We start from the raw sequence: 12,041 nt of genomic DNA, 5'->3' as shown, positions 1-12,041 counted from the left end.
ACTGCCCTTTTTAAAAGTTAACACTTGCACCCATCGTCATAATACGGACCTGCGGGAAAGCCTGTGCCCTGGTTTGACCAACTGTTTGCTCGGGATCAAACCCTTTGAATTTTGTAATTGTAAAAGCGTTTTGCACATTTCCATAGATCCTGAGGGAACTGATACCTGCTCTGGAAAGGATTTTGGGGCTTATAGAGTAGCCCAGTTCAATATTCTTCAAGCGCAGGTATGAAGCGTTTTCCATGTAAAAAGAAGAATGGATATTATTACGTGCACCATCTAAGGTTAGCCGTGGCAAGGTATTGGATGGATGATCAGGTGTCCATCTTTTCAGCCACCAGTCGCCCATATTTGCAAATCCGCTGAATGGAGTAGCAATTTCATAATAGGTATATCCCTGTATGCCCTGAACACCCTGTAAAAACATACTCAGGTCAAATCCTTTATATTCCATATTAATATTGAATCCATAAGTTAGCTTAGGAAATTGATTTCCTATGATGGTGCGGTCATTATTCATGTCAACTACCTTATCGCCATTGAGGTCCTTATACTTGATGTCGCCTGGTTGCGCCGTGTAGTTGGAAACCTGTACTACTCCCGGTTTTATTGTATAGTTGCGTTCAGCATAAGGGATTGACTGATCGCTGTTATTTTGCCAGGTAAAGTCTGATATCTGGTATATGCCGTCCATTTTGTAACCGTAGAATGAATTGATGGCTGCGCCGGTCTTAATGGCTTTGGGTGAAGTCAGCTGTTCCGCAACATCCATTCTTACAATCTTATTTACCATATGAGAGGCATTGATGGTTGCTCTTAATTTGAATCCGTTAGAAAAGGTAGTTCTATAGGTGATGGCAGCTTCGATCCCCTTGTTCTGCACTTCGCCCGCATTTGCATATGGTGCAGATTGAGCCATTGTTAGTGGTATAGACTGGGTCAGTAGTAAGTCCTTTGTTCGCTTGTCGAAATAATCGGCAGTGATCTCAAAGTTTTTCTTCAGGTACAAATCAATACCAAAGTCGAGTTGTTGTGCTGTTTCCCAGGTAAGATCTTTATTGGTCATAGCAGTAACAGCTACACCTGAATACAATGAACCGCCCAGGGAGTAGTTTTGCCCGGATGTCAGTATATCGCTTCCATTGTAATAATTACTGATGTTCTGGTTGCCCAGTCTGCCCCAGGAAGCACGGAGTTTAAGCATGTCGATCCAGGTCAGGTTTTCCATAAAACTCTCTTTTGAGATTACCCAGCCTGCGGAGAAAGAGGGGAAGGTTCCCCACCGGTGTTCCTTTGCAAACCTGGAAGAGCCATCTCTTCTGATGTTAGCCTCAAACAGGTACTTCCCATCAAAGACATAATTCAGGCGGCCAAAATAGGAGCGCAAGCCAAGGTCGTAACTGCCCGCATTATTCGTTTGGGTAGAAGGGTCTCCAAGATTGAGCACACGTTGTGTATTATTAACAAATCCTGAACGGTAAGCGCTTTCCCAATCGTAGGTGAATTCTTCTTCAGAATAACCGCCCAATAAGTTAAACTCATGTTTACCGAGCACTTTGTTGTATTTTAACAAGGAGGTCAGCAAGGTTTGAACATCAGTTTCGTCGGTAACATTTAGATTGGAGACCAGGTTGGTAGTGGTGCCGCTTTCATTATACAATGTAACATTTGCGTGAAACGCATTTGCTTTTGAAGTCATTACATTATAACCATAAGTGATTTGGGCACTCAGGCCGTTTATTATCTTATATTCAGCTTCAACCTGGCCGTTGAAATTGTATCGTTTGGTCAGTGAAGTGCTACCTTCTTTAATTTCCCCATAGTAGTTTCGTTCTCCGTTAACAGATACCCATTGCCCGGCGGCATTTCGTAAAGGGTGAATTGGCGCAAGTGTTGCATACCACTCTGCATTCCACAGGTCTGTTGGTTCATTTTTCACGCCCAGGTTTCCAGATAATTTTCCAGAAAACCGGAGTCTTTTATTCTTTAGGAAATAGGCATCAATATTTGATCTGAAGTCTGTTTTCTTGTAGCTGGTGCCTACAAGGATCCCGTCCTGATTCAGGCGACCCAGCATAAATGCATAGTTGACATTATCGTTTCCTCCGGAAATGCTCAAGCGGTGATTTTGAATATTTGCGTTGCCATAGTACACTTTGAAATAATTGATATCCGGATACATCAGATCATTGTGTGCTGCATACTTTGCGATGATAGAGTCAGCATACATTACCGTTCCGCCGGAATTGACAGAAGCTTCATTATAAAGAGTGGTATAATCTACAGCGTTCAAAACATGTGGCAGTCTGGTAGGGCTTTGAGAACCATAATATGCGGTATAATTTACCCGTAATTTACCAGCGGTGCCTTTTTTGGTTGTGATCAGGATGACACCGTTGGCGGCCCTGTTACCATAGATAGCGGCGGAAGCGGCATCCTTTAACACAGATATGGATTGTATGTCATTGGCATTGACATCATTTATATTACCCGGAAAGCCATCAATTAATACTAATGGTGTATTGTCACCAAATGTACCTACCCCACGAATATCCAGAACGGCACCATCATCGCCGGGCTTCCCGGAGCTTTGCAAAGCATATACCCCTGCTACAGTACCCTGCAATGCCTGACCGGGATTGGTTAATGGCCGGCTCTCCATGTCTTCCATTTTAACAACGCCGACGGCGCCTGTCAGGTTTGCTTTTTTCTGTGTACCATAACCTACCACCACCACTTCGTTCACATTCTGGCTGGCAGACAACAACGATACATTCATCATACCGTTGCCATTTGCCACTATTTCCCTTGTAAGAAAAGAGATATGATTGAATACCAGTGTATCACCAGTACCTGCCATAAGGGTAAACTGACCCTTACTATCTGTTACTGTTCCCTGGCTGGAGTGTTTAATCCTTACTGTTACCCCGGGTAATGGGTCCGTACCGGAAACCACCTTGCCCGTGATCTTCGATTGCTGGGCAAAAAGTGTCATGTACGGAAATAGGAAAAGAAAGATGCTTAGAAATCTTTTCATAACGAGAATCTGTTTAAGTAGGTTAAAATGAAATGCTCAGTCTCAGGATTATTGAGCCCATCTATATATAGACGGTTACAAAGCAAGTATTAAATTCATTGTTACGAACAGGGGTAAATCGTATAAAATGGGGGGTAAAATCGTTTATTTTTTTGACATCCTGTATTTATGCTATTTATTCTCTTTCTTTAGCGTGTTCTTTCAGTGTTTTTATTTTAATGTCTAATTGACAATTAAAGAGGGTGTATTGTGGTTATTTTGTGGGAATCGGGTTCTACGGATTAAGATTATCCAGTCAGGAAATATATCAATTTGAATTTTTAACCGAATGTAAAATTAACCAGCTTAAAGCGCAAGGTTTTACAGCAGTATCAGTAGATGATTTATTTTATATATATAGAAAACAAAATTTGCTGCCGTGGGTCTGAACAACCTGTAATTATAACTTTACGTTACCCGAAAATCCCTTTATGGCATTGAGATACTGTACATTTTCTGCATTTTTCATACACCTTTTGATTATCTTTTCAATTTACTCTATCCAAGCCAGTGGGATTTTTTGTAATTTCCGTCCGTAATATAGAATTATGGGTTTGCTCGAAGTTAGAAACTTGCATAAAGATTATGCCTCGCATAAAGCTGTAGATGATATTAGTTTTGTTATCCCCGAGGGTAGCATCTTTGGGCTGCTTGGACCCAATGGCGCAGGAAAAACCACCCTGCTCCGTATGATCACCGGCATCTTTTATCCCGATCAGGGAGAAATACTTTTCAAAGGCAAACCTTTTCATCCGGATAATGACGTTCATTCCATCGGCTACATGCCGGAGGAAAGAGGGCTGTACAAAAAAATGAAGGTAGGGGAACAAGCGCTCTATCTGGCACAGCTCAAAGGCATGACGGAAAAAGAAGCCAAAGAAAAGATCAAATATTGGTTCGATAAGTTTGATATCAACGCATGGTATAATAAGAAAGTGGAAGAGTTGAGTAAAGGCATGCAACAAAAAGTGCAGTTTATTTCCACCATTATCCATGAGCCATCACTGTTAATACTGGATGAGCCCTTCTCAGGGTTAGATCCGATCAACTCCAACCTGATCAAACAGGAAATCTTTGACCTTGCTTTGAATGGTACCACGATCATCTTCTCCACCCATCGTATGGAACAGGTAGAAGAGATCTGTGATCGTATTATTCTTGTGAATAAAGGAAAGAAAATTCTGGATGGAGAGGTGAAACAGATCAGGCACGATTTCAAACAAGACCTGTTCCGGATAGGATTGGGCAGAGTACCTAACTTTGCCGAAGTAATGACTTATCATTTTACCATTGTCTCACAGGAAGAGAGCGGTTATATCGTGAAACTTACTGATGGCAGTACGACAAATGATATTCTCGCACATTTTATCAGGCAGGAAATCCCTATAACATCCTTCCAGGAAATACTACCTTCTATCAATGAGGTGTTTATACAACAGGTACAGCAAATAGAAGTAGAAGAACCAATTAATTAATCCTATGAATAAGATCTGGCTCATCATCAAAAGAGAGTTCACCTTCCGCGTGCGCAAGCGGTCCTTTCTCGTCGTCACCCTGTTAGTACCGCTATTCTTTGCGGCGATGATTGTAGTGCCGGTGCTGATAGCTACGAGTGCTAACGAAGATCAGCGTGTTGCGGTGATAGATGATAGTCATTTGTTCCTGAATAAATTGCCGGATGAGAAGGGGATCTATTTTAAATTCCTGACGGAGACGGCTATTGATACTTTCAGTAAGCATTACGAGGAGTATGGTTATTCTGGTGTGTTGTATATTCCTGCGATTGATATTGAAAGACCATTGGGGATTACGTATTATAGTAGTGGTCAGCCGGGGCTGGGAATAGAGAGTCACCTGAACAGGTATCTGAATACCCGGATTGAAGAGGTGCGGATGGAGAAGGCGAATATTGACATTGCACAGATAAAAGGATTTAAGTCGAATATTAATATTGAATTCAGATCAGGGAAGGAGGAGAAGAAAGGGAGTTCAGTGATTGCTTATGCGGTGGGGTATTCCAGCGGGTTTATCATTTATATTATCCTGATGTTTTTTGGGATGGCAGTGATGAGAGGTGTGATGGAAGAGAAGGTGAATCGTATTGCAGAGGTGATGGTGTCTAGTGTGAAACCATTTCAGCTGATGATGGGGAAGATTGTGGGGATTGCGGGTGTTGGGCTGTTACAGTTTTCTATTTGGGTGGTGCTCATCTGTGTGTTGCAATTGTTTATTCCTACAGCAGTTATGAATAGTGCGGCGCAGAGTAATGCGAATAATAATGTAGCGGTGATGGAGGTGGCGTCACAGTTGAGATATGTGATGGATAGTATTAATTGGGTGTTGATTATTCCCTGTTTTATATTTTATTTTCTGGGTGGGTATTTGTTTTATGCGGCGTTGTTTGCAGCGGTGGGTAGTTTGGTGAATGAAGATCCAACGGATGTGCAGGGGTTGACATTGCCGATAACATTGCCGATTATTATTGGTATAATGGTGATGATTGCGGCGGTGCAGCATCCGAATAGTTCGTTGGCGTTTTGGGGGAGTATCATTCCGTTTACGTCGCCGATGGTGATGATGGCGAGGATTCCTTATGGTGTGCCGGGGACGGTGCCCTATTGGCAATTGGGATTGTCGATGGCGTTGTTGATAGTTGGGTTTTTGGGAACGACGTGGATGGCAGGGAAGATATATAGAACGGGGATATTGATGTATGGGAAGAAGATTACGTGGAAAGAAGCGATTAAGTGGATCAGGCAATAATATTGAAAACAAAAGATCCTTAATATTACAAACAAAAGATCCTTTGCCTTCGGCAAAGGATCTTTTGTTTGTGGCATGGCCTGTGTTTGTGGCATGGCCTGCGGCCGGCTGGTAAGCGTGGTTTCAGGAGTTTAGCCAAAGTTCTTTTTTAAGAGTTTAGACAGAGTTCTATTTTCGTGGCCTGGAATTCATTCCAGATCTCAGCGACTACATCTGCTGCAGGCATGATCTTATCAATGATCGCACTTACCTGTCCTACTTCCAGTTCACCTTCCGTCATATCACCTTCGAACATCCCTTTTTTCGCGCGGCCTCTGCCGAGGAGGTTTTTTAGTGATTCATTGTCAGCACCACTTTCTTCGGCAGCTTTTACGTTTTTGAAAAATTCGTTTTTCAGTAATCTTACGGGAGTGAGTTTCTTCATGGAAAGGAGGGTATCCCCTTCTTTCGCATCGAGTATAGCTTGTTTGAAGTGATCATGTGAAGAAGCTTCAGGTGTGGCTATGAATCGGCTACCTACCTGAACACCACTGGCACCGAGGGCGAAAGCGGCTGTCATGGCTCTGCCTGTGGCAATGCCGCCGGCAGCGATGACGGGTATTTTTACAGCCTGACATACGCTGGGGATGAGGACCAGGGTAGTTGTTTCTTCTCTACCGTTGTGACCACCTGCTTCAAAGCCTTCTGCTACGATGGCGTCTACGCCGGCTGCTTCGCTTTTGAGTGCGAAGGCTGCGCTGGCGACTACGTGGACAACTTTGATACCTTCGGCTTTCAGGATGGAAGTCCATGTTTTTGGATTACCTGCAGAGGTGAAGACGATGGGTACTTTGTTTTCGATAATGATCTTTACGTGTTCCTCAATATTCGGGTATAGGAGGGGGAGATTTACGCCGAAAGGTTTGTCGGTGGCTTGTTTGCACTTGTCGATATGTTCTTTGAGAACGTCAGGGTACATACTACCTGCACCGAGCAGGCCAAGGCCGCCGGCATTGCTCACAGCACTGGCCAGGCGCCAGCCACTAGCCCAGATCATACCAGCTTGTATGATTGGGTAATCTATATTGAATAGTTGAGATATACGGTTCATGGCCGTAAATGTAAGGAGGTTATGTTAAACTGAAAGTGATGACAATCAGCCGGGAAGAATTTCTGAGTTATGGCCCATGTTCAGGAAGTTGGCTAAGGTTCTTTCATGGAAGTTGGCATCACTATCTGTTAGTGAAGATTTCAGCCGAGATCAATTTCTGAATGATGACCAATGTTCAGGAAGTTGGCTAAGGTTCTTTCATGGAAGTTGGCATCACTATCTGTTAGTGAAGATTTCAGCCGAGATCGATTTCTGTATTATCGCCGATGTTCAGGCTTTGACTAAGGCCACGAATATTGGCGTCACTACCGATCAGGGAAGACTTGAGCACCACTTCATACAGATTGCTGTAAGAGCCGATGATAGAGTCCTTGACGATAGAGTAATTGATCACGGTATTATCTCCGATAGCGACATTGGGACCGATGATAGAATTTTTAATATTACAACCTTCGCCAATACTTACAGGAGGAATGATAATCGCATTCTCATATGGAAGAATAGGGTTGGCGGGTGCTTTATATTTACTGAGCAGGATAGCATTTGTTTCCAACAAGGTCTCCTTGCGGCCGCAGTCGAACCAGTTACTCACTTTGAAGGGGGTAAACTGCACCCCATGTTCGATCATGCATTGCAGGGCATCAGTGAGCTGAAACTCATCATGTGACCTTCTATGTTCTGTTATGTTCCGTTCCAGGCAGTCGAAGAGCTGGTCGGTTTCCTTGATTTTATAGATACCTACCAGGGCCAGGTTCGATTTCGGAATCTGTGGTTTTTCCACCACGCGTACGATGTCGCCGGCATCATTGAGTTCGGCTACGCCAAAGCTGCGGGGATCATCCACTTTCTTTAGTCCCAGTTGCGAGACGGGGGAAGCGATGAGTTCCTTGATATTACCTTCGCAGATGGTATCGCCGAGAACGATGAGTATTTCATCGTCACCTACCACCTTTTTGGTGAGCAGGATGGCGTGACCGGTACCTTCGCGTACATTTTGCTGTACGAAATGGCAGGTAAGGTGAGGATATTTCTTTTGAACATAATGCTGGATCTTTTCTCCCAGGTAACCGATGACGAAGACGAATTCGGTAATGCCTGCTTCTTCCAGCTGATCAATAATAATACTTAGAATTGTTTTGCCCGCGAGCGGGATCAATGCCTTAGGCTGAGTATATGTATGTGGACGTAGCTTGGTGCCAGCACCGGCTACAGGTATAATGGCCTTCATGTACCGCAGCGATTAGATGTTTTTAGTCTACTGAGGGCGTGAAGGTAGAACAAAATTTATAAATAGAATAGTGGAAATGCCCCTACACAGGGAGGAATGCATAGTATGTAATAGCTTAGCAGTGGAATTAACTATCATTATATAGTTTTGTAGAAGAAAAATCTAGTATTGGTTAAAATTGAACTATTGACTATCCATAAATTCGATTAACTTTGTCGCAAATTTTCAAAGTAAATGCAAAGAGATCAGCAAATATTTAATATCATCGACCAGGAGCTGGAGCGTCAGCGTCATGGTATAGAATTGATTGCATCGGAGAACTTTACCAGCTTACAGGTAATACAGGCAATGGGTACTGTACTGACTAACAAATATGCGGAAGGTTATCCAGGACGTAGATATTATGGTGGCTGTGAAATTGTAGACCTGAGCGAACAGCTGGCTATTGACAGGGCTAAAGAAATCTTTGGAGTTGAGTATGCAAACGTACAGCCTCACTCTGGTGCGCAGGCAAATGCTGCCGTATTGCTGGCTATCCTGAAACCAGGTGATAAGATCCTGGGTCTGGATCTGAGTATGGGTGGTCACCTGACACACGGTTCTCCCGTGAATTTTTCTGGTAAGTTGTATCAGCCATTCTCTTATGGTGTGAACAAGGAGACTGGTCTGGTTGAGTATGATAAAATGGAAGAGATTGCGCTGAAAGAGAAACCACAGGTTATTATTTGTGGTGCTTCTGCTTACAGCCGTGATTGGGATTACAAACGTATCCGTGAGATCGCTGATCAGATAGGTGCTTTTGTAATGGCAGATATTGCTCACCCTGCAGGTTTGATTGCGAAAGGGCTGTTGAACTCTCCGTTCGAACATTGTCATTTTGTAACAACTACTACCCACAAGACACTGCGTGGTCCTCGTGGTGGTATGATCATGCTGGGTAAGGATTTTGAAAATCCGTTTGGTCTGAAAACGCCAAAGGGCGAAACCCGTATGATGAGCAGTCTGATTGATACAGCGGTGTTCCCTGGTATTCAGGGTGGTCCGTTGGAGCATGTGATTGCTGCGAAAGCGGTTTCTTTCTTTGAGATCCTGTCTGACGATTATACTGTATATGCAAAGCAGATTATCAAGAATGCACAGGCGATGTCTAAGGCATTGGTGGAGAAAGGTTACCAGATTGTATCTGGCGGTACAGATAACCACCTGATGTTGATCGACCTGCGTAATAAGAATATTTCCGGTAAGAAGGCGGAACAGGTGTTGGTGAAGGCTGATATCACTGTGAATAAGAATATGGTGCCGTTTGATGATAAGTCAGCGTTTGTGACTTCTGGTATTCGTGTGGGTGTTCCGGCGATCACTTCAAGAGGTTTGACAGAAGAGCATATGGGGCAGGTGATTTCATGGATTGATGAGTTGCTGATGGATGCGGATAATGAGGCGAAGATTGCGTCAGTGAGAGGTGCGGTGAATGAGTTTATGAAGCAGTTTCCGCTGTATCCTGAGTTGTAGTTTTGAGGTGAATTAAAATGTTTATAAAAGAGGAAGCCTCCCATTCGGGAGGCTTCCTCTATGAGTTTGAGATGGGGCGGCGGAAGTACATTCGATTTGTCGATTTGTTGACCAGGCCGCATTTTATTCTTTTATTGATTTTGCGAAATTCCGGATATCCTCGTTTCTTATTTTCCTGAACCCTACTATCGACTTCCCCATTTTAGGAATCAATGAATATCCCCATGCCTGAAACATTTCATCACTGATATCTGTATGGCACAAAGGCATTCCATTTATCGGATCGATCACTACTGGCACATGCACTTCCATACTTGGTGTATTCTTATCAAAAGTAGAGAACACACCTGCTGGTACATAAGCCATGACAGTGCCGGCAAAACCATCTTTTCTGAATAAGCTTTCCAGGTCTTCGTAATCCACATATTTAATGGGATAAGGATAATCTGTACCAGCTTTCCCTTTTTCAAAATCCTCATCCAGCCAGTTATTACATAATATCAGGGTCCTGTCTTTCAGGAAGATCGCATTATGCTTGCTGGTAGACTGCATCATCGCTTTGGCCGCCTTATCATCTACGTGGTCTGAGAATACATAGGTGGATAACCGGATACCCACTGCCAGATCCAGGAAATCCGGAAACCGTTCCGACATATTCTGAATATAGAATGGTCGCGTTACATCATTCTCAATGAAGTACATGTTGATCACCGGAACACTGAGATCTTTTGAATCACTCTTCCACACCAGGTCAGATGTAAATGTTTGTGCGGATTTGGCATAATGGCTTTTACTGGGTTTCACATGCAGCGATTGACAATCCATAACGATATAGCTTCTATCATTCTTTTTCCGCAGCTTTTCAACTTCTTTTTCTGTTCTCTGTTCGATTGTAGCTGTTACTCCATCCACGTTCCAGAATTGTCTGACAACTTCAGGGAAATCCAGGTTTAACTGTTTAATTGCTTGTCTATACTCTTCTGCTTTTGTTTGGCTTTGACGACGTAGTTGTTTAAGAATACTCTTATCAGGGACTTCTTTTACTACGATAATTTTCGTCCGTTTTTTCAATTTCTCCAGATCTTTTGATTTTACGAACTGTGCGGAGGCCACAAAGGCAGTTAACAAGAGGCTTAAACTAAGCAAGGCGGATATGGTACCTTTCATAGGGATTAGTTTTAATTTAAACCACAGTGACAAATATAATTTATTAAAAATTCTTAATGTGTAGAAATGTCGCTACAAATAATTTTTTAACATTTTTAAGGAATGGCCAGCGGCAGCAAGGAAGACGCTTTTGTCCGGCTGGCAGCGATGAGGGAAATTCCTGTTTCAGAGCGGTTTTTGCATTTTATAAGAAGGCCTGCGGCAGCAAGGAAGATGATTTTGTCCGGCTGGTGCAAGGGATTTTGCTGTATAGCACGATGCCTGATGGTATAAAATCGGCTGTATGAAAAAAAAGCTAATTGAATTTGGAATTATGATTTCCTTCTCTATCTTTGTAGTGTACTAGGTAAGTAGTACACTAAATCACTTGCTATGATAACTATCCAAGATCTTCATTTCCACTACAAAAAGGGTAGGCCATTGTTTGAGGGGTTGAACCTGGAGCTGGAAGCTGGTCACGTTTACGGTCTGATGGGCAAAAACGGGGCAGGAAAATCCAGTTTGCTGAAGCAGATAGCCGGGCTACTCTTTCCAAAAAGTGGGGTATGTACGGTAATGGGGTATGAATCCCGCCTCCGTCAGCCAGCATTCCTCAGCAAACTTTTTTTGGTGCCTGAAGAGTTTTACCTGCCACAGGTGACCATCAACCGTTATGTGAACACCTATGCACCTTTTTATCCCAACTTTGACACAAAAGCTTTTCAGCAGTACCTGGATGAATTCCAGATTCCCCGCGACCAGCGACTCACTGACATGAGTTATGGACAAAAGAAAAAGGTTATCATCAGTTTTGGTCTGGCAGCCAATACCAAATGCCTGATTATGGATGAACCGACGAATGGCCTGGATATCCCGTCCAAGAGCCAGTTCCGCAAAGTGATTGCCGCTGCGGTGAATGAAGAGAAGTGTATTGTGATATCCACACATCAGGTAAGGGACCTGGATAACCTGATTGATAGTATTGTGGTGATCGACAATCATAAGATCATTTTCAAACAGGATGTGGAAACTGTGGCGGAGCGACTGAGTTTCAGAAGTGTGAAGCGACTCGAAGAAGCAGATCTTGTATTGTTCGCAGAAAGTACCGGATTAGGTCATTCTATCATCACTGAAAATGCAGGTGGCGTACCAGGTAGACTGGATATGGAACTGCTCTTTAATGCCGTACTGGAGCCCTCCGGACGGATTAACCAACTCTTTTAATT

General features: G+C 43.3%; 8 protein-coding genes. 4 read left to right on the top strand and 4 right to left on the bottom strand.

The window, feature by feature from the left end; genetic code table 11:
- Positions 1–10 precede the first annotated feature (10 nt).
- Entirely contained in the window at positions 11–3,037 is a 3,027-nt protein-coding gene (locus QQL36_RS03180; RefSeq protein WP_321568875.1) for a TonB-dependent receptor, read from the bottom strand.
- A gap of 587 nt (positions 3,038–3,624) precedes the next feature.
- Between QQL36_RS03180 and QQL36_RS03175 the strand changes: the two genes are divergently transcribed.
- Positions 3,625–4,551: an ABC transporter ATP-binding protein gene (locus tag QQL36_RS03175; protein ID WP_083720092.1), complete on the top strand. Its 927-nt coding sequence runs from the start codon at positions 3,625–3,627 to the stop codon at positions 4,549–4,551.
- A 4-nt stretch (positions 4,552–4,555) separates the two neighbouring features.
- Positions 4,556–5,839 (top strand): ABC transporter permease, encoded by a 1,284-nt coding sequence (locus QQL36_RS03170; protein WP_321568874.1) that lies wholly within the window; start codon positions 4,556–4,558, stop codon positions 5,837–5,839.
- A 148-nt stretch (positions 5,840–5,987) separates the two neighbouring features.
- Here QQL36_RS03170 and QQL36_RS03165 read toward each other — a convergent pair whose 3' ends face one another.
- Positions 5,988–6,929 (bottom strand): NAD(P)H-dependent flavin oxidoreductase, encoded by a 942-nt coding sequence (locus QQL36_RS03165; protein WP_083720094.1) that lies wholly within the window; start codon positions 6,927–6,929, stop codon positions 5,988–5,990.
- Positions 6,930–7,164: 235 nt separating this feature from the next.
- Positions 7,165–8,157, bottom strand: a complete 993-nt coding sequence (locus QQL36_RS03160; RefSeq protein ID WP_083720095.1) for a sugar phosphate nucleotidyltransferase — start codon at positions 8,155–8,157, stop codon at positions 7,165–7,167.
- Between the two features lie 234 nt (positions 8,158–8,391).
- Between QQL36_RS03160 and glyA the strand changes: the two genes are divergently transcribed.
- Positions 8,392–9,669, top strand: coding sequence for a serine hydroxymethyltransferase (gene glyA, locus QQL36_RS03155; protein WP_083720096.1), 1,278 nt, complete (start codon positions 8,392–8,394; stop codon positions 9,667–9,669).
- A 123-nt stretch (positions 9,670–9,792) separates the two neighbouring features.
- Here glyA and QQL36_RS03150 read toward each other — a convergent pair whose 3' ends face one another.
- Positions 9,793–10,836, bottom strand: coding sequence for a hypothetical protein (locus tag QQL36_RS03150; RefSeq protein WP_083720097.1), 1,044 nt, complete (start codon positions 10,834–10,836; stop codon positions 9,793–9,795).
- Positions 10,837–11,208: 372 nt separating this feature from the next.
- Between QQL36_RS03150 and QQL36_RS03145 the strand changes: the two genes are divergently transcribed.
- Positions 11,209–12,039: an ATP-binding cassette domain-containing protein gene (locus QQL36_RS03145; RefSeq protein WP_083720099.1), complete on the top strand. Its 831-nt coding sequence runs from the start codon at positions 11,209–11,211 to the stop codon at positions 12,037–12,039.
- The last annotated feature ends 2 nt before the right edge of the window (positions 12,040–12,041 follow it).

The sequence above is a fragment of the Chitinophaga sp. LS1 genome (assembly GCF_034274695.1).
Taxonomy (GTDB): Bacteria; Bacteroidota; Bacteroidia; order Chitinophagales; family Chitinophagaceae; genus Chitinophaga.
Note: the sequence above shows the minus strand (reverse complement) of the source record. Positions and strands in the feature narration are given on the sequence as shown.

Excerpts from the sequence above, each read along its gene's own strand:
- glyA (WP_083720096.1), top strand. The coding sequence starts at position 8,392 with ATGCAAAGAGATCAGCAAATATTTAATATCATCGACCAGGAGCTGGAG.
- QQL36_RS03170 (WP_321568874.1), top strand. The coding sequence starts at position 4,556 with ATGAATAAGATCTGGCTCATCATCAAAAGAGAGTTCACCTTCCGCGTG.
- QQL36_RS03145 (WP_083720099.1), top strand. The coding sequence starts at position 11,209 with ATGATAACTATCCAAGATCTTCATTTCCACTACAAAAAGGGTAGGCCA.
- QQL36_RS03165 (WP_083720094.1), bottom strand. The coding sequence starts at position 6,929 with ATGAACCGTATATCTCAACTATTCAATATAGATTACCCAATCATACAA.
- QQL36_RS03180 (WP_321568875.1), bottom strand. The coding sequence starts at position 3,037 with ATGAAAAGATTTCTAAGCATCTTTCTTTTCCTATTTCCGTACATGACA.
- QQL36_RS03160 (WP_083720095.1), bottom strand. The coding sequence starts at position 8,157 with ATGAAGGCCATTATACCTGTAGCCGGTGCTGGCACCAAGCTACGTCCA.
- QQL36_RS03150 (WP_083720097.1), bottom strand. The coding sequence starts at position 10,836 with ATGAAAGGTACCATATCCGCCTTGCTTAGTTTAAGCCTCTTGTTAACT.
- QQL36_RS03175 (WP_083720092.1), top strand. The coding sequence starts at position 3,625 with ATGGGTTTGCTCGAAGTTAGAAACTTGCATAAAGATTATGCCTCGCAT.